Origin of the sequence: Mycobacterium hackensackense, from assembly GCF_025822555.1 — a bacterium.
Classification (GTDB): domain Bacteria; phylum Actinomycetota; class Actinomycetes; order Mycobacteriales; family Mycobacteriaceae; genus Mycobacterium; species Mycobacterium fluoranthenivorans.
On sequence record NZ_JACKUC010000029.1, the window covers coordinates 625,952 to 644,299 of the forward strand.

The 18,348-nt window shown below is 67.3% G+C and carries 16 protein-coding genes and 1 pseudogene; 8 read left to right on the top strand and 9 right to left on the bottom strand.

Going from position 1 to position 18,348, the window contains the following annotated elements:
* Positions 1 to 11 precede the first annotated feature (11 nt).
* Positions 12 to 779: a DUF2127 domain-containing protein gene (locus H7J86_RS06125; protein ID WP_090364787.1), complete on the bottom strand. Its 768-nt coding sequence runs from the start codon at positions 777 to 779 to the stop codon at positions 12 to 14.
* 10 nt (positions 780 to 789) lie between these two features.
* Positions 790 to 1,845, bottom strand: coding sequence for a LacI family DNA-binding transcriptional regulator (locus H7J86_RS06130; RefSeq protein WP_267289912.1), 1,056 nt, complete (start codon positions 1,843 to 1,845; stop codon positions 790 to 792).
* A 98-nt stretch (positions 1,846 to 1,943) separates the two neighbouring features.
* Here H7J86_RS06130 and H7J86_RS06135 point away from each other — a divergent pair.
* The 4 genes and pseudogenes from H7J86_RS06135 to H7J86_RS06150 all read left to right on the top strand — a co-directional run.
* Positions 1,944 to 3,374: pseudogene (locus H7J86_RS06135) on the top strand (sugar porter family MFS transporter); the annotation flags it as partial.
* Between the two features lie 21 nt (positions 3,375 to 3,395).
* Positions 3,396 to 4,316 (top strand): sugar phosphate isomerase/epimerase family protein, encoded by a 921-nt coding sequence (locus H7J86_RS06140; protein ID WP_267289916.1) that lies wholly within the window; start codon positions 3,396 to 3,398, stop codon positions 4,314 to 4,316.
* A 13-nt stretch (positions 4,317 to 4,329) separates the two neighbouring features.
* Entirely contained in the window at positions 4,330 to 5,361 is a 1,032-nt protein-coding gene (locus H7J86_RS06145) for a Gfo/Idh/MocA family protein (protein ID WP_267289918.1), read from the top strand.
* A gap of 2 nt (positions 5,362 to 5,363) precedes the next feature.
* Positions 5,364 to 6,242, top strand: a complete 879-nt coding sequence (locus tag H7J86_RS06150) for a sugar phosphate isomerase/epimerase family protein (protein ID WP_267290611.1) — start codon at positions 5,364 to 5,366, stop codon at positions 6,240 to 6,242.
* 6 nt (positions 6,243 to 6,248) lie between these two features.
* Here H7J86_RS06150 and H7J86_RS06155 read toward each other — a convergent pair whose 3' ends face one another.
* A complete protein-coding gene (locus tag H7J86_RS06155; protein WP_090355107.1) occupies positions 6,249 to 6,512 on the bottom strand; it encodes a hypothetical protein in 264 nt (87 codons plus the stop codon).
* Between the two features lie 188 nt (positions 6,513 to 6,700).
* On the opposite strand from H7J86_RS06155, the gene H7J86_RS06160 reads away from it, so the two are divergent.
* Positions 6,701 to 8,425, top strand: a complete 1,725-nt coding sequence (locus tag H7J86_RS06160) for a GMC oxidoreductase (protein ID WP_267289920.1) — start codon at positions 6,701 to 6,703, stop codon at positions 8,423 to 8,425.
* Here H7J86_RS06160 and H7J86_RS06165 read toward each other — a convergent pair.
* From H7J86_RS06165 to H7J86_RS06180, 4 genes are read right to left on the bottom strand one after another with little or no spacing between them, the layout of a single operon-like run.
* Positions 8,410 to 9,129 (bottom strand): hypothetical protein, encoded by a 720-nt coding sequence (locus tag H7J86_RS06165; protein WP_267289922.1) that lies wholly within the window; start codon positions 9,127 to 9,129, stop codon positions 8,410 to 8,412. The two genes, H7J86_RS06160 and H7J86_RS06165, sit on opposite strands and share 16 nt — an antisense overlap.
* Positions 9,126 to 9,476, bottom strand: coding sequence for a hypothetical protein (locus tag H7J86_RS06170; RefSeq protein ID WP_267289924.1), 351 nt, complete (start codon positions 9,474 to 9,476; stop codon positions 9,126 to 9,128). The genes H7J86_RS06165 and H7J86_RS06170 overlap by 4 nt, the downstream gene beginning before the upstream one ends.
* 4 nt (positions 9,477 to 9,480) lie before the next feature.
* Positions 9,481 to 10,578 (bottom strand): alpha/beta hydrolase family protein, encoded by a 1,098-nt coding sequence (locus H7J86_RS06175; RefSeq protein WP_235683610.1) that lies wholly within the window; start codon positions 10,576 to 10,578, stop codon positions 9,481 to 9,483.
* Complete coding sequence (locus H7J86_RS06180) at positions 10,575 to 13,199, bottom strand: helix-turn-helix transcriptional regulator (protein WP_267289925.1); 2,625 nt, start codon at positions 13,197 to 13,199, stop codon at positions 10,575 to 10,577. The genes H7J86_RS06175 and H7J86_RS06180 overlap by 4 nt, the downstream gene beginning before the upstream one ends.
* A 236-nt stretch (positions 13,200 to 13,435) precedes the next feature.
* On the opposite strand from H7J86_RS06180, the gene H7J86_RS06185 reads away from it, so the two are divergent.
* From H7J86_RS06185 to H7J86_RS06195, 3 genes are all read left to right on the top strand, one after another.
* Positions 13,436 to 14,632: a hypothetical protein gene (locus tag H7J86_RS06185; protein WP_267289926.1), complete on the top strand. Its 1,197-nt coding sequence runs from the start codon at positions 13,436 to 13,438 to the stop codon at positions 14,630 to 14,632.
* A gap of 41 nt (positions 14,633 to 14,673) precedes the next feature.
* Complete coding sequence (poxB, locus tag H7J86_RS06190) at positions 14,674 to 16,404, top strand: ubiquinone-dependent pyruvate dehydrogenase (protein WP_267289927.1); 1,731 nt, start codon at positions 14,674 to 14,676, stop codon at positions 16,402 to 16,404.
* Between the two features lie 191 nt (positions 16,405 to 16,595).
* Positions 16,596 to 16,745: a hypothetical protein gene (locus tag H7J86_RS06195; protein ID WP_090355121.1), complete on the top strand. Its 150-nt coding sequence runs from the start codon at positions 16,596 to 16,598 to the stop codon at positions 16,743 to 16,745.
* A gap of 58 nt (positions 16,746 to 16,803) precedes the next feature.
* On the opposite strand, the gene H7J86_RS06200 is transcribed toward H7J86_RS06195, so the two are convergent.
* Both H7J86_RS06200 and H7J86_RS06205 read right to left on the bottom strand, forming a co-directional pair.
* Positions 16,804 to 17,610 (bottom strand): hydroxypyruvate isomerase family protein, encoded by an 807-nt coding sequence (locus H7J86_RS06200; protein WP_267289929.1) that lies wholly within the window; start codon positions 17,608 to 17,610, stop codon positions 16,804 to 16,806.
* Between the two features lie 3 nt (positions 17,611 to 17,613).
* Complete coding sequence (locus H7J86_RS06205) at positions 17,614 to 18,348, bottom strand: SDR family oxidoreductase (protein ID WP_187098803.1); 735 nt, start codon at positions 18,346 to 18,348, stop codon at positions 17,614 to 17,616.

Sequence of the window (18,348 nt, forward strand, 5' to 3'; positions counted from 1 at the left end):
GCCGCACCGCGCTACCGCGTCGCGCCTTCCAGGCCGGCCCGCTCCACGCTCATCAGACTCTCGGTGTGGTGCTCGGCCCAGTACGCCGCGGCCCCGCCGTTGAGGCCGAACAGCCGCTTGCTCCACAGCAGCCACACCACTGCGATCACGTTGATGACCACCGCCGCCACCCGCAGCACGGTCACCTTCTCGGTCAGTTCGTAGATCTCCAGTGGCAGGAAAGCACTGGTCGCCACGACCGCGAAATACTCCCCCCAGCGCTTCATCAACCACAGACCGGTCGCCTCGACCAGTTGGGTGCCGGCGTAGGCGGCCAACCCGATCGCGATCCACAACAACGTGGTCGACGACAGGGAGAAGGCGTCACCGATATGACGGATGATCTTGGAATCGTCCAGATTCCAGCCGATCTGATCGGCCAAGGGGCGCAACAACGGAAGCTCGTCCTCGAAGGCCTGCTTCAGGTGCTCCCGTTCACCGCGAACCTTGAGCACCCCGCCGGCGGCCAGGAGCAGCAGCAGCGCGCGGATCACCCGTTCGGCGGCCAGGATCCGCATCAATGTCCGGTCCCGGAGCAGGCGGCCACGCGGCACCTCGGGTGCGGTGTCGGCGGGACCATGCCCACGCGGCGGGCCGACCACGAACGTCTCGCAGCGCAGGCATCGCCAGGCCTCACCCACCGGGGTGTCCACCCGAAGCCGTTCCCGCAATTCGGGCTCATCGGGCGCGAACGTCGCGTGCCCGCGCAGGCCACAGGACCGCAGCGCGAAGTTCACCATGGCAGGGACACTACCGCCGGGCTCGTGAGGGCGGCACGCCGCTGGTACCGCGGACGACGAGTTCGGCTTCCAGCACAATCTCTTTGGGCCCACTGCAGCGCTGCTCCAGCAGCTCGACCGCCAGCCGCACCGCGTGCCGGGCCAAGCCGGGGGCATCCTGATGCACCGTGGTCAGGTCGATCCGCGGATAGTCCGAGAGCCGGCTGTCATCGAATCCCACCAGCGAGAGATCCCCGGGGATGTCGACGCCGGCGCGGGTCAGGACGTCGAGCAGGCCCAGTGCACTACGGTCGTTACTGGCCAGCACGGCGGTCGGCAGGTCCGGGCGGGCGAGCAGTTCCCGCGCGGCGGTGCCGCCACCCTCCTCGGTGTGCGCGCCGGCGATGACGTCGATTCGGTCACCGAGACCGTGCGCCTGCATGGCGGCACGGTAACCGCGGCGACGCTCAGGCGAGCCCGAGTCCTCGCCGCCGTCGACATGCACAATGTCCTTGTGCCCCAAGGCGACCAGATAGTCGACCGCTTCCCCCGTCCCCTGGGCGTCATCGGTGCGCACTGAGGCCAGATTCAGCCCGTCGCGCAACGCTTCGGCGGGAAGCCGGGGACCCACCACGACGACGGGCACCTCGGACGCCAGGGTGGTCAGATAGTCGACTCCGGACGTGGGCGCCAGCAGCACCAGGCTGCCGCACCGGTGACTCAGCAGCGCATTCACCGGTACCGATTCGGGGCGGTCGGACAGGTTCGTCGTCAGCAGCACCTCATAGCCCAACTCTTCGGCGGCCGGGTAGATACCGGTCACCAACTCGGCCTGAAACAGCTGACGGACATCGGTCAACACACCGAGCGTGCGACTTCGCCCGAGGGCGAGGCCGCGGGCCGCCGAATCGGGCCGGTAACCGATCTCCTCGGCGATGGCGAGCACGCGTCGCCGGGTCTCCTCGCTGGCGCCCGGTTTGCCGTCGAGGATGAACGACACCAGAGTCCGGGAGACACCGGCGCGCGCGGCGACCTCGGCCATCGTCGGGCGGCGCGACGACGTGGCATGGCGTGGCGCCTGGGGCATCTCACCTCCCGGATGACGTGATGGTTGACACATCCCCATCGATGCACCCATAGTAGCTCTAACGCGCGTTACTAACGCGCGTTAGATCAAAGGAGTGGCGACGTGTCCGTCGCTCTCGGCGAGACAGACAGGGTGCACCGATGACGTTGACAACACCGGGCTCACGACGATTCCTGACCAAGCTCACCGTCATCGCGACGCTCGGTGGTCTGCTGTTCGGCTACGACACCGGCGTCATCTCCGGCGCGCTGCTCTACATGAAGGACGATCTGGCACTCTCCGCCTTCGACGAGGCCACCGTGGTGAGCTCTCTGCTGTTCCCGGGTGCGGCGTTCGGCGCGCTGTTCGGCGGGCGGGTCGCCGACCGGATCGGGCGCAAGCGCATGCTGTTGGTCTGCGCAGGGCTGTTCCTGCTCGGCGCCCTCGGCTGCGCGCTGGCACCCAACGTCCAGATCATGGTCGCCGCCCGGATCGTTCTCGGCCTCGGTGTCGGCGCCGCCGCGGTGACCTGCCCGCTCTACCTCGCCGAGATGGCGCCCGCCGACCGGCGCGGCCGGATGGTCACCATCAACGAACTGATGATCGTCACGGGGCAGATGCTCGCGTTCGCCACCAACGCTCTGCTCGACCATCTCATCCACGACCCGCATGTCTGGCGGACCATGCTCGCCGTCGCGGCGGTGCCTGCCATCGCACTGTTCCTCGGGATGCTCGTCCTACCGGACTCTCCCCGCTGGTACGGATTGAAGGGTCGGATGGCCGAGGCGCGCGAGGTGCTCCGGCGTGGCCGCAGCACCGCCGAAGCCGACGACGAGTTCGCTCTGATCGCCGAGCACACCGCTCACATGCTCAAGAGCACCGCCACCCCGTTCTCGGTGATCCGCGATGTGCCGTGGATCCGCCGGGTGGTACTGATCGGTTGCGGTCTGGCGATCGTGCAACAGGCCACCGGCATCAACACCGTCAACTACTACGCGCCGACCATCCTCGAGCAGAGCGGACTCGGCGTCAGCGCGGCACTGGTGGCGACCATCGCCGTCGGCGTCACCTCGGTGGTCACCACCATCATCGGCATCATCCTGCTCGGGTTCGTGGGCCGGCGCACCATGCTGCTCATCGGATTCGCCGGCGTCGCGTTGTCGCAGGCCGCCCTCGCCGCCACCTTCGTGCTGCCCGGATCGATGACCCGCAGCTACGTCATCCTGGCCTGCATGGTGCTGTTCGTCGCGTTCGTCCAGATGTTCATCGGCACCGTCGTGTGGCTGCTGCTGTCGGAGATCTTCCCGCTGAGCATCCGCGGATTCGCCATGGGCATAGCAGTTTTTGTGCTGTGGTGCACCAATGCCATCATTTCGTTCGCCTTCCCGCTGCTGAATACCGCGCTCGGGTCGACGGGCACCTTCGGACTGTTCGTCTTCGTCAACATCGCCTCGTTCCTCTTCGTTCTGCGCCACGTACCCGAGACCAAGGACACCACCCTCGAAGAGCTCGAAGAGCGCTTCGAGGCACAGCACAGCACCGCCGTCTGAACACCGAAAGGACTATCCCCGATGAGCACGATTCTTGTTGGCTCCGCACCCGACTCCTGGGGCGTGTGGTTCCCCGACGACCCGAATCAGACCCCGTACACCCGGTTCCTGGACGAGGTCGCCGAATCCGGTTACCAGTGGATCGAGCTGGGCCCGTTCGGCTACCTGCCCACCGACCCGAAGGAGCTGTCCGACGAACTGGCCCAGCGCAACCTGAAGCTGTCCGCCGGCACGGTCTTCGAGCACCTGCATCGGGATGGACCTCTGGCGGCCGAGAATTGGGACTCGGTCTGGAGCCAGGTAGAGGATGTCGCGAAATTGACCGCTGCCGTGGGCGGTAAGCACGTCGTCGTCATTCCCGAGATGTGGCGCGACCCGGCCACCGGAGCAGTGCTCGAGGACCGCAACCTCACCCCCGAGCAGTGGCACAAGAAGACACGCGGGATGAACGAACTGGGCAAGGCCATGTTCGAGAAGTACGGCGTGCGTGCGCAATACCACCCGCATGCCGACAGCCACGTGGACACCGAGGAGAACGTCTACCGCTTCCTCGACGGCACCGACGGCGAGTTCGTCAACCTGTGCCTGGACACCGGGCACATCAGCTACTGCGGCGGCGACAACATCGCCATCATCCGGCGAGCCCCGGAGCGCATCGGCTACCTGCACCTCAAGCAGGTCGACCCTGAGGTGCGCGCCAAGGTGGAGGCCGAGGACCTGCCGTTCGGCGAGGCCGTCAAGCTCGGCGCCATGACCGAACCGCCCCTCGGCATTCCGGAGATGCCACCGCTGCTCGCCGAGATCGACAAGCTCGGTATCGATGTCTTCGCGATCGTCGAGCAGGACATGTACCCCTGCGAGGTCGACGCTCCCCTGCCCATCGCCAAGCGCACTCAGAACTACCTGAGCTCGTGTGGCATTCCCTCCGTCCGTTTCCGCTAGGAGCCGAAAACTCATGTCCGATATCAAGATTGCCGTCCTTGGCGTAGGGATCATGGGCGCCGACCACGTCGCGCGGATCACCTCCCGTATCTCCGGGGCCAGGGTGGTCGTGGTCAACGACTACCTCGCCGAGAAGGCCGGGGCCATCGCCGCAGGCATCCCCGACTGCCGTGCCGTCGGCGATCCCCTGGACGCCATAGCCGATCCCGAGGTCGACGCGCTCGTGATCGCCAGCCCGGGGCCCAGCCACGAGAAACAACTGTTGGCGTGCCTGGAGCACGGCAAGCCGGTGCTGTGCGAAAAGCCGCTGACCACCGATACGGAGACCTCACTCGCGGTGGTCAAGCGCGAAGCCGAACTGGGCAAGCGATTGATCCAGGTCGGCTTCATGCGCCGTTTCGATCATGAGTACGCGCAGTTGAAGTCCCTGCTGGACGCCGGCGAGTTCGGTCGCCCGCTGGTGCTGCACTGCGTGCACCGCAATCCGGCGGTTCCACCGACTTTCGATTCGGCGATGGTGGTCCGCGATTCACTGGTGCACGAGGTGGACGTCACCCGCTTTCTCCTCGAGGAGGAGATCGTCTCGATCCAGATCGTGAAACCGTCGGCCAATCCCGGTGCACCCCAGGGACTTGCCGACCCGCAGATCGCCATCATGCGCACCGCGTCGGGAAAGCACATCGACGTCGAACTGTTCGTGACGACCGGGGTGGCCTACGAGGTGCGCACCGAGCTGGTCGGCGAAAAGGGTTCGGCGTTCATCGGTCTCGATGTCGGCCTGGTCCGCAAGACGGCCGCCGGTATGTGGGGCGGGCAGATCACCCCGGGCTTCCGGGAGCGGTTCGGGCAGGCCTATGACACCGAATTCCAGCGCTGGGTCGATGCCGTGCACGCTGGAGCGACCACCGGCGACTACACCGACGGTCCGGTGGCGTGGGACGGTTACGCCGCGGCCGCGGTCTGCGAAGCGGGCGTGCTGTCGCTGAACAGCGGTGAGCCTGTCGACGTCCGCATGGTCGCCCGCGAGTCCATCAAGGGAGCATGACGGTGAAGATCGCGCTGGATCCCACTCCGTTCCATCATGATTACGAGCTGCTGGCGTTGCCGCGGGTGGTCGCGGAGTTGGGGTATGAGTACCTGCAGCTGACCCCGCACCGGGATTTCATCCCGTTCTTCAACCACCCGCGCGCCGACGACGACCTGGTCACCACGTTCCGCAAGGCCTGCGCCGACGCCGGCGTCGGGATCGCCTCGGTGCTCCCGGTACTGCGCTGGTCCAGCCCCGACCCCGACGCCCGCGAGGCCGCCGTGCGCAACTGGAAACGCGTCATCCAAATCACCATCGACCTCGGCGTCAACGTCATCAACACCGAATTCTCCGGACGCCCGGAAAAAGCCGAGGAATCCGAGCGGGCATTCTTCCGGTCCCTGGAAGAACTGCTGCCGATCATCGAACGCGAAGGCCTCGACGTCCGGATCGACCCGCACCCCGACGATTTCGTCGAAGACGGGCTGGAAGCGGTGCGCATCATCCGCGGGGTCAACTCCCCCAACATCGGCATGGTCTACGTCGCCTGCCACACCTACCACATGGGCGCCAACATGACCGAGATCATGCGCGCGGCCGGTGACAAGCTGCGCCTGGTGCACGTGGCCGACACCATGGACCACCACCGCAGCCACGGCCTGCGCTACATCACCAACCCACCGGGCAACCCGGTGCGGGTGCACCAGCACCTCAAGATCGGTGACGGCGACATCAACTGGGACGAGTTCTTCGGCGGCCTGGCCGAGATCGGCTTCTACGACCGCGATGACACCGTGATGGTGTCCTCGGTGTTCGCCGAGGACGAGACGGCCCACGACGTCTCGGTCTACCAGCTCAAGACCATGACCGACCACGTCTCCAGATACTCGCGTCGCTGACCGGCGTCATTCGGGTTGCTTGTAGCGATTCAGGAACGCCAGGGCGGCGATCGCCGCGGTGACGCCGATGGCGGTCCACAGGACGAACGGGAAGACCAGTGCGATGGGCGACCAGCCGACACCGGCCAACACGGTGGCGGAGTAGACCAGCCAGACGAGCCGGTAAACCGACCACAGCACGGTCAACCCGGCGACGATGCCGAGCACCATGGCCCGGGAGCGGTCGACGCGGTTGATCTGTTCCTGGATACGGGCGGGCACGATGTTCATGTCTTCGGAGTTCCTCTCATGGTGCGCCGCCCCGGTGGCGTCGCTGTGAGAGCAAGTACAGTGCGCGCCGATCGCTACCGATCCCAACATTCGTCCGCCGAACGGATGGATATCGCGCGTTGGCGCTGCTCGGCGTGGGTGGTGGACTAATTTCTAGGCACCAGCCAACCGCCCCCGGAGATTTCGCCATGCCACTGGACAAAGAACTGCCACCGGACACCGAGGTACTCATCGTCGGAAGTGGTTTCGGCGGATCGGTGATGGCCGCGGAGTTGGCCAAGGCCGGGCGCGATGTCTGCGTGTTGGAGCGGGGGCGCGCCTATCCACCCGGATCGTTCCCCCGAGATCCGGCCGGGGTGAGCCTCAACTTCTGGGATCCCGCCGCCGGACTGCATGGCATGTTCGATGTGTGGAGCTTCGACAACATCGACGCCATCGTCGCCAGCGGGCTCGGCGGCGGATCGCTGATCTACGCCAATGTCATGCTGCCCAAGGATGAGTCGTGGTTCACCCAGCCGACTCCCGACGGCACCGCCACCGAGCAGTGGGCGCTGACGCGCCGACACCTCGACGAGCACTACGGCGCCGTCACCGAGTTCCTGCGAGTGCAGACCCTGCCGAACGGCCCGGCGGACGCCGCATTTCAGCTGCCCAAGACGACCCGTTTCCTGCAGATGCGCCCGGCCGACGGCGGTGAGCCGGCCGTCCTCGCCCCGCTGGCGGTCCGGTTCCGCGACGATGACGGGCACCCGTCGGTGGGAGCACCGCTGACCGGCGAACCCTACGGCAGCGTTCACGGCCCGGGTTATCACCGCCGCACCTGCCGGCTCTGCGGCGAATGCGACCTGGGGTGCAATGACGGCGCCAAGAGCAGCATGGACACCACCTATCTGTCGCTGGCCGACCATCACGGGGCGAGCATCCACACCCGCACCGAGGTCATCGGTTTCACCCCGATCTCGACCGAGGAGGGCCACCTCTTCGACGTCCGCGTGCGGGTACATCACGAAGGGTCATCGACCGAGCGCTCCGTCAAGGCCAAGCGCCTGGTGCTCGCGGCGGGCACCCTGGGTAGCACATATCTGCTTCTGCGCCAGCAGGATACGTTCAATATCGACAACGGCGCCCTGGGCACCCGGTTCAGCGGCAACGGCGACTACCTCGGCTTCGTGCACAGTGCCGACGGCGACCTGGCCTGCACCAAAGGCCCGGTGATCACCGCCTACCGTCACTATCCGGGTGACGGACGCGGTCAGGGTATGTACATCGAAGACGCCGGCTATCCCGCGTTCGCGGCATGGCTGATGCAACTGGGCCAAGCCGGCGGTATGGCGGTGGACGCGATGCGGATGGTGCTGAGCCGCAAGCTCGGCGACGTGCTCGGTCGCAGGAAGGACCCCAACCTCGCATCGGAGATCAACCAGATCCTCAAGGATGGGTCGTTCTCGGCCGGCTTCATGCCGCTACTGGGAATGGGACGGGATCGACCGGACGGACGGCTGTCCCTGGACGACAGCGGCGCGGTCCTGCAGAACGACTGGTCGGTCGCCACCTCGGAACCCTATTTCGACGCGATGCGAACGCGGATGGCCGCCATCGCCTCCGGTTTCGGCGGTGAGTTCACGCCCAACCTGATCGCCGATTTCTTCGAGCGGGTCATCACCGTGCATCCCGTCGGTGGCTGCCCGATGGACACCAACCTGGCCGCGGGGGTGATCGACACCTACGGTCGGGTGCGTGAGGTGCCCGGGCTTCGGGTCTGCGACGGTTCGGTGTTCCCCGGCCCGATCGGCCCCAACCCGTCCCTGACGATCGCAGCGTTCGCCCGCCGCTCTGCCCTGAATCTGCTGGCCGAACCCGATTTCGGTCGCGCACCGCACCCCGCCGACGAGTTCGGTCAGCCGCCGACGTAGATCCGCACCAGCGAACCCGCGAAGAAGCACAGGAACCGGGCCACCGTGAACGGTCTGCGATACCACGGGGCGCCGATGGCACGCATGGACAACAGTTGCGCACCGAATCCGGCCGGCGTGATCCTGATCTTTCCGGCGAGATACTTGGGCCTGCGGTAATCGCGCAGTGCGGCAGATTCTTCGACGTCGATGGCGGCCAGCCAGGCGGGTGTGGCGGGCCCAGGGTCTGCGGTCAGCACGGTCTGATCCACCGGTCCCCCGACGTCCACGCGTCCGCCGTGGGTGACATCGCGGAGCACCACGAACAGCACCGTGGTGTCCGGCCACACCCGGTACAACCGCCAGCCGGGTTGCAGATACTTGCGTCCGGTCATCTGGTACACGCGATCACCGTCGGTGAGGAAGGCGTCGTACACCATCCAGTAACCGCGCCGTCCCGACGGCACCTCGCCGGCCCGGAACAACTCGAACTCACCTTCGTGGGCCACGAATCGTCGGGTACCGAGTACGGGGATGTCCAGCTCGACATCGAGTCGCCCACGATGCGGCAGTCCGCCGTCGACGAACAACGTGAGATCCGGGATGTCGATGCGCGCCCGCAGGGTCGCCGCCAGCGCCCCGGGCGCGTCGTACCCGGCGATCGGCGAAGGTTCCTGCGGCGCAAGTCTTCCGCTCATCGTCTCGCCGAATCGCAGACCGGTCATCGGTCCTCCCGCCCCTGAAACGCCAGGTATCCGAACCAGGTCGCCACCGCGCACCAGCCGATCAGCCACGCCACCGCGCTGCCTGTCGGTGCCGCGGCGTCGTCACCCATGACGAACCACCCGGTTGCCAACGAAGCGAGCGCCACCACCGGCACCCATCTGATACCGGAGAAGATCTCGGTGAGAAGCATGACCGTCCCGGTGACCGCGCCGGTGACGGTGACGGCCGCGACGATGTGCCGCGGTACGGCGGGGCCCGCATCGAGCAGCGCCGGCACGCTCGCCCCGGCCAGCACCGAAAAGCAGAGCAGGAAGAGGAGATTCACCACGACAATGAGCTTCGGCATGACGTCACTCACTCAACTTGGCGATGATGTAGGGATAGACGTCGTTATGCGCATTCTTGCCCACGAAGATGTCCATGTGGCCGTAGCCGGGGAACTCGTGGAAGCTGTGCCGGTCCGAGCCGGAGAAGCTGTTGAGAAACCATGCCGTCTTCTTCATCGCCGCCGGCCGGAAGGTGCGGTTATCGGCGCCGGTGATGAGGTGGAACGTGGTGTCCAGTTTGGGATTACGTTCGGCGAACTCCCGGGGCAACACCTCCTCGGGGTAGTCGCCCATCGACACCAGCCGGCCCTTGGCCACACATCGGGCTATCTGCCTGAACACCTTGACCGGGACCGCACCGAACTCGCCCTTGAGCCATTCGTGGGTCTCGTCGTCGAGATTGTCGTGGTTCCACATGGTCGGGAATCCGAACCCGTACACGAAGCTCGCGTGCTTGCAGACCGCGTTGCTGCACTCGTGGTGGAACGACCGCACGATCCAGTCCATCACCTTGGGCCAGAACCTGGGTGCGTACAGGCCGTACTGCGGGTCGAACCAGTCGACGAACGGCGCGAGTGCGAACATGGCGATGGGCAGCTTGATCCGCGCCGGCCACGGCACCAGGGGGTGCAGTCCTGACGAGTTCGCCACCACCGTGCTCACCTGAGGCAACTTGCCCGCCACCATCGACATCAGGAACGAACACGACCCCTGGCAGTGGATGAACGCCTTGAGCGTATCCCGCTTGGTTTGTTGCAGGATCACCTTCACCGCCACCGGATAGTCCAGAACCGCGGCGTCATCGAGGTTCCATTCGATGGGACGCAGATCGATACTGGAGCGCCAGTTCAGCATCCACACGTCGAACCCGGCAGCCGACAGCATCGCCGGCAGGGTGAGGGTGGTCGGCGGGCACAACAGGTTGGCGCGCACCCCCGCACCGTGCACCAGGATCACCGGGCCCCGGTCGACCGCCCTTTCCGGCGCCGGCGGTAGGTGCTTGAAATTGAGCCAGTGTCCGTCGAGGGCCTTGAACCACACCGTTTCCGGTTCCGGAACGGTGTAGCCGGGGGCGGCCCGCAACCGGATCTCGGGTGCGGTGGCAGTGCGGGTCTCGATCACGATGTCCCTGTTCCCCCGATTCGCGAAGCTGCCACCGCCTGGGCCAGCATCGTGCGATCCTCCACATCGAGTTTGATGCAGGCCCGGTAGATGTGACCTTCGACGGTGCGCACCGAGATGCTGAGCCGTTCGGCAATATCCTTGTTGGACAGGCCCGTCGCCACCATGATGGCGACTTCCCGCTCCCGGCCGGTGAGCGGCAGCGGGTTCACCACCCGTTCCAGCGCCGGGGTCAGCAGGTTACCGCACCGCTGGGCCAGCTCGGCGGCCCGCGCCCGCGCGGCCAGCTCGGCCTTGCGTTTGCCCGCCGCGGCCTGCGCTACCGCCGACTGCGCGGCCGCATCGGCCGCTGCGCAGACCATCCCCAGTCGATCGAACTCGTCTGCGACGGCATCCAGTTCCGTCCCGTCCCGCGCGGCCAGCGCCTGCACGTGGCGCATGACGGCGTGCCCCAACACACAGTCCAGTTCTGCGGACAGTCGGGCGATCCCGTCGGCGCCGCCCGTGTCACCGAGGCGAACCGCGTCATGGAATGCCAGCATCGCCACACCGCGCTGCCCGGACCGCAGCGCATCCCGGACCGCCGCCCGCGCAGCCGCCGTCGCACCATGCAGATCACGGCCCGCCGCCAGGGTCCAGGCGCGTGCCAGGTGCAATTCGGGTGCATACAGTTGCGAACGCATCCCGTGGCCGGCCTCGGCGCGGTGCAGAGCCTCGGCGGCAGCCGCACCGAGACCTTGCTGGCCAAGGGCTTTGGTCAAATGCATCAATCCCATCGGGCCCCAGGAGTAGCCGGTGTCCCGCAGTGCGGCGGTGGCGTGGCGCAACGTGGTCACCGCGGCGTCGAGCTCACCCTTGGCGATCAGGACCTGGCCCAGGATCACCTCGCCGATGGCGCGGCCGGGTTGTTCGAATTCGGCGAAGCCGAGATAGTGCCGCGCCAGGTCTTCCGCCTGGGCGATATTGCCGGTCAGCAGGGCCGTCTGCACTTGGCCGAGACCACTGGCATAGCGCACCAGCCCCGGATGTGCCGCCGACAGGCATCTTTCGGTGAAGGTGTCGACGTCGGCGAACCGCCCCATCCGAGCAGACGACAGGGCCGCTGCCGAAGCGGCCCAGGCGATCGCGAGATCGTCGGCCGTGGTGGCCGACAGCACTGCGCCGGCGATCTCGATGGCTTCGGCCGGCCGGCCCGCACTCATCGCGAATGTGGCCGCCAGCGCGTCGATGGTATTCAGCGGCGCCGGTTCGGAGATCCGGGCCCGGGTCTCGTGCAGGACGCGCACCGCCTCTTCGGATTCACGCAGCATCCAGAACTGGTTGGCCACTTTGGGCAGCAGCCAGGCCGTCAGTTCCCATTCGGACAAGGCGTCGGTATCGACCAGCGACAGTGCGTCGTCGGTGTCGCGGCCACGGCCCTGCCAGGACAGCGAGTGCGCCAGCGCCAACCGGGCCGGCAATCCATCGGACCGGTCCAGGGCGCCACGGGCCAGTCGCTCCCCCAACGCCAGGTCGCCCAGCTGCATCGCCTGCCAGGCGGCGGTGAGGATATCGGTCACCGCCGGCGCCCTGTCACTGTCGATGGCCAGCGCCGTCCAACGCAACCGGTCGCTGAGGTGAGTGGTGGTGCGAGCGGAGAACTGTTCCACGAGTTCGGTTCTCAGCCGCCGCGCGGTCAGCAACCCGAGCGATCCGCGCACGGTCTCGGTATAAAGCGGATGGACCGGTTGCACCACCAGCTCCGCCCCGCGGGACACCACCGTGACCGCTCCGGCCGCCTCGGCCGCTTCCACCGCGTCACCGCCCGCGACGGCGGACAGCTCCCGGACCGGCAACGGTTCCTCCACCGCGAGGTACTGCAGCACGGTGCGCACCGGATCCGGCATGGCGGACAGGTGTCCCGAGATGAGGTCGCTCAGCGCTGCGGTCAGCGGCATCTCCCCGCGCAGCTGCCACACCCCGTCCACCGCGCGCAGGTTCCCGGCCTGTACGGCGCCGTCCACCAGATGGCGAAGATAGAGCGGATTGCCTTCGGTGAGGGTGAAAATGCGGTTGGCACTGGCCGATTCCAGCGGACCGCCGAGTACCGCCTCCACCAGCCGGGTGGTCTGGGTGCTGTCGAAGGGCTCGACGTCCAGCCGGGCGAGCAGCTCGTCCTTCCACAGGGCGGTCACCGCGTCGGGCGGCTGCTCGGTGGATCGGTGGGTGAGGATGAGGCGGGCCGCGGCGGTGACCGCGACCTGATGCACCAGGGTGGCGGACAAGTTGTCCAACAGATGCGCGTCGTCGACGACGACGAGAACGTTCGCCCCGGCGGGACACAGCGCAGCCCGCGCCCGGGTCAACAGGGCGGCGGCTTCACCGGTCCCGGTGACCTCCACCAGGTGGCTGAACGCGCCGAACGGCACCCGGCGCGCCGATGCGGTCGCCGAAATCCAGTGCACGGTCGCCTTGGGATGACGCCGGGTGAATCGCTCGGCCGCGGCGCGCGCCAGCACGGTCTTGCCCACCCCGGCCTGCCCCACCAGCAACGCACCCCGACGGTCGACGGCGGTGACCGCGGCGTCCAACTGCCCCGCCGATACCCCGCGTTGTGCGGTGACCCACTTCACTGCCGTCACCTCCGGATATTAAGGCCAGGACACCGGTACCGCCGGAGTCACCCGCCGAGGGCGGCCGCGAAGGCCGCCACCACCTCGGCAGCGCATCGACCCGCTCGGCCCCACCCGGTGTGCTGCCGCTCCCGCGGAGACGTCCCGGTGGAATACACGTAGTGCGCTACGCGTGAATGCGCCACGCGGCTGGCGATAGCGTCGCGGTGCAGGCAAAGCGCCTGGTCACGGCGAGGAGCACGAGTATGAAGTTGGCGCGTTACACGCGGTACGTCAAACGGGCCGCCGGCACCCCCGGGGACTCGGCCGGCCCCGCACCTCGCGCGCTTCCGGCCGACTCGCTGTGCGGGCCGTACGGTTTCGACCACGACCATGAACTGGGTCTGACCCTCGGCGAGTTCGTCTACTTCTTCCCGGTGGCTCACGGTCTCACGAGGCGTGCCGGTATCGCGGTCACCGGGGCGCAGAACGGCAGCACCAGAACGTTCGGTCCGTTCGATGTCGACGCCCGCCTGTCCGGCGGCAACGCCGATCTGACCGGGCCCGCGTTCGGCCTCGCACCCGGCACGTACGTCGGAATCGTGTATCGCCCCAGGGACCTCGCGACCGCACGCCGGGAGCCGACCAGTGACACCATCACGGTGTCGGTGACCGATACCAAGGGCATCACCCGCACGTCTGCGCGGTTGTCGCTCACCGTTCCGCCGGTCGGCATCCCGGCCTCCACGACATGGGGGCCGCATTCGCCCGAACCCATCGACATCGGCCACCTCGATGCGTTCACGGGTGCGACGTTCCTGCCGACCGGTGAGGTCGTGTTCGACGTCCAGATGGGTGAACACGAGAACGTCACCGTCACACAGCCCTGCTACGGCTCGGTCGTCGCCGTGCCCACCGACGCGAACACGCATCTGGTCCAGTTGGTCTACACGCCCTACGAGCAGCACCGCACCGATTCGGCGGTCTACCGAGACAGCTTCACCTTCAGCATCCACGACGAGAACGGCGACGTGAGTGTCACGACGGTGCCGGTGGCGATCCCGAAGCTGGCCACCGTCACCCCCGCGGGGCCCTATCTGGGCGAGGGCACGTTCACCGGCCGGCTCAGCGCGCCGCTGGACGATATCGCGGGCTATCTGGTGGTGCCGGCCTCGCTGCTGGCCCAGAGCATCGCCGGTGTCGCCGGCAGCGATTGGTATGACGGCGAGATGGACTGCGGGTCGGTCACCATCGACGAGGGCGGTGTGTTCGCCTACACGCGCAAGGCTCCGGCCGAGGCCGTACCCGCCGACGCGATCGACGACTCGTTCGCCGTGATCGCCTACACCCCACGTAACGAATGGGCGGTCGCGATGGTCCCGGTGGGAGCGGCGGCGCTGACCAGCTATCCCTCCATCGTCGATGTGCTGACCAGCGTCCCGACCTCACCGCAGGACGTCTAGCACCCGACCGTGACTTGTGCACGGCACCTAGGGTTGACGCCATGACCACCGTCGCCGATCACGTCATCACCACCCTGAGCGCCAGCGGCGTGCAACGGGTCTATGGATTGCCTGGAGACAGCCTCAACGGATTGACCGATGCGATCCGGCGCTCGGAGGGCTTCGCCTGGGAGCATGTGCGGCACGAGGAAGCGGCCGGATTCGCCGCCGCTGCCGACGCCGCGCTCACCGGACGACTCGCGGTGTGTGCGGGCAGTTGTGGCCCGGGCAACCTGCATCTGATCAACGGGCTGTTCGATGCCCAGCGCAGCCGCGTTCCGGTACTGGCCATCGCCGCGCACATCCCGCAGGCCGAGATCGGATCACAGTATTTCCAGGAGACCCGCCCGCAGGAGCTGTTCCGAGAGTGCAGCGTGTACTGCGAGCTGGTCACCACCGCCGAGTCCGCACCGCGTGTCCTGGAGATGGCGATGCGGGCGGCGGTCGAGGAGAACGGGGTGGCCGTCGTGGTGATCCCGGGTGAGATCTTCCTGTCCAAGATCGGCGATGTGCGCGTCACCCCGGTGTTGCCCACGCACCCCGTGATCCGCCCCTCCGACGATGAGCTGCGCCGCGCGGCGGCAATCCTGAACGGCGCCAACAACATCACCATCCTCGCGGGGGCCGGTGTGCAGGGCGCCCACGATCAGCTGGTGGCGCTGGCCGAGACCTTGCAGGCACCGGTGGTGCACGCCCTGCGCGGCAAGGAGTTCGTCGAGTACGACAACCCGTACGACGTCGGGATGACCGGCCTGCTCGGGTTCGCCTCCGGCTACAAGGCCATCAAGGAAGCCGATGTGCTGCTCATGCTCGGCACCGACTTCCCGTATCGGCAGTTCTACCCGGAGAACGCGACCGTCATCCAGGTCGATGTCCGCGGCCGGAACCTGGGTCGGCGCACCCCCGTCGATCTCGGTCTGGTCGGCACGGTCACCGACACCCTGGCCGCGCTGGCGCCGCTGCTCACCGCCCGGCACGACCGCACCCATCTGGACCGGTCCCTGAACCATTACCGCAAGACCCGGCGCCGGCTCGACGAGTTGGCGGTCAACGACCGGGACCGTACCCCCATCCGCCCCGAGTACGTGGCGGCGGTGGCCGACCGGCTGGCCGCCGACAACGCGGTGTTCACCGTCGACGTCGGCTCGCCGGTGGTGTGGGCGGCGCGGTACCTGACCATGAACGGCAGGCGCCGGCTGCTCGGGTCCTTCAACCACGGCACCATGGCGTGTGCACTTCCGTTGGCGATCGGCGCGCAGACCGTCAACCGGGACCGCCAGGTGGTCGCGTTCGCCGGTGACGGCGGGCTGACCATGTTGTTCGGCGAGCTGATCACGCTCGTTCAGAACCGGCTCCCGGTCAAACTCGTCGTGTTCAACAACTCGTCGCTGAACTTCGTCGAGCTGGAGATGAAGGCCGCGGGCATCGTCACGTTCGGCACCGACCTGAAGAATCCCGATTTCGCCGCGGTGGCCGAGGCGCTGGGACTGTTCGCACGCCGGGTGGAGCACCCGGCAGACCTGGAATCCGCCCTGGCGGCGGCGTTGGCTTACGACGGCCCGGCCCTGGTGGATGTGGTGACCGCCCGTCAGGAACTGTCGATCCCGCCGGCCATCACCGTCGAGCAGGCAAAGGGCTTCTCGCTGTACGCGATCCGCACCATCATGGCCGGGCGCGCCGACGAACTGCTCGACCTGATGACCACCAATGTGGCGCGCCGCATCCTGGACTGAGGATTGTGGCGGCCGCCACGTTTTCGCGCCCAAATCGCCTGGGCTGTAGCGAATCTCACACCGAGAAAGTTGCGTTACACAGAATTAACAAGGAGCATCGAGGTGTTCCACATATCGGGTGATCCCCGACCGGTGGGCACCGACAACAACTGAGTCCCCGCGACCCGGGGAACTTTCGAGGAGTGAAGAAAATGTCTTTCGCGCAGTTTCGCGCCGATGTGAAGCGGGCCAACAGCCGGCGACGCCTCTACGCGCGGATCAACGCAATGCCCGATTCGACGGTTCGTGAAGAACTGATCGCCGTGGCTCAGCGGTACGAGTTCGAGGACTCGCTGCGCTGATCCGATTTGCCAGAACAGAGCCGGTGGCCTTCGGGCCCCGGCTCTGATTTCTTTTGCGCTAACCCCACGGGCTGACGCCCCGTCGGGCGGGCGGCAGCCACCCGAAGGGGTCGGGGCCGTCCGCGCGGTATTCGAGGCTGACGTGTCCGCGGTAACCGCGGGCGGCGAGGTGCGTCAGGTGACCGGGAAAGTCGATTCCACCCGTTCCGGGAGCTCCGCGGCCGGGGGCGTCCGCGATCTGGACGTGCCCGATCCGCTCGGTATACGCCTCGATGACGCCGGCGAGATCATCACCGTTGACGGTCAGGTGGTACAGATCCGCCAGTAGTCGCACCGTCGGCGCGCCGACGCGGTCGAGGACCGCGATCACGTCGGCGGCCGTCCGCAACGGGTAACCGGGCACACCGCTGAGCGGTTCCACGAGGATGTCCGCACCGATCGTGCCTGCCCGCTGGGCCGCATGGGCCAGGTTGGCCGTCGCGTTCTCCGCTTGAATCTCGGGCGGGATACCGTCGACGCGGTTGCCGTAGAGCGCGTTGAATGCCTTGGTGCCCAACCTTTCCGCGATGCCGACGGCCACATCGACGTTGTCCCGGAACTCCTGTCGGCGGTCGGGATCGGATACCAGCCCCCGCTCCCCCGCCCCCATGTCACCACCGGCGAAGTTCAGCGCGACCAGCCGCACACCGGCGTCGGTGACAGCCCTGACAAAGGCCTCGACCTCGGCATCGGCCGGCACGGATTCGGTGAACGGCCACCAGAATTCGATCGCCTCGAAGCCCGCGTCCCGGGCCGCCTGCGGGCGTTGTAGCAGCGGGTGTTCGGTGAGCAGTATCGAGCAGTTGACGACGTAGCGCGCCGGCACGGTTCACCCCCGCCCGAAGTACGGCATGGCGCGCGCCATCACGGTCAGCTGCGGTACCGACACCTCGAGCGGCAGATCGACGATATGCGCCACGGCCCCCGCCACGTGGTGCACGTCGAAGGTCGGCTCGGCGGCCAGCCTTCCGTCGGCCTGCAGTGTCTCGCTGAATCCGGCCGTCATATCGGTGGCCGCGTTGCCGATGTCGAGTTGCGTCACACAGATATCGAGGGCACGCAGATCCAGCAACATCGATGCGGTCAAACCGCTGATGGCGTGTTTGGTGACGGTGTAGGCCAGGCTGTGCGGGCGTGGCCGGTGCGCGGACAGCGAACCGTTGTTGATGATCCGCCCGCCCCGCGGCAGCTGCGCGGCCATGATGCGGGCGGCCTCGCGCGCGCAGAACACCGACCCGTCCACATTGGTCCGCCACACCGTGTGCCACTGCTCGACGTCGATCTCGGCGATCGAGGCCGCGGGCCCGAACACTCCGGCGTTGTTGAACAGCACATCGACCCGTCCGAAGGTGGCGACGGTGTCCGCGAACAGCGCCCGCACCGACTCCGCGTCGGTGACATCGGTCGGCACCACCCGGCCATTCGGCCGGCCCGCGGCCGCCTCGGTCAGCTGTTCGGGTCTGCGGCCGGCCAGCACGACCTGATGACCGGCGTCCAGCAGCACCCGCGCCGTGGCCCGGCCGATACCGCTACCGGCTCCCGTGATGACGACTACTTTCCCCAC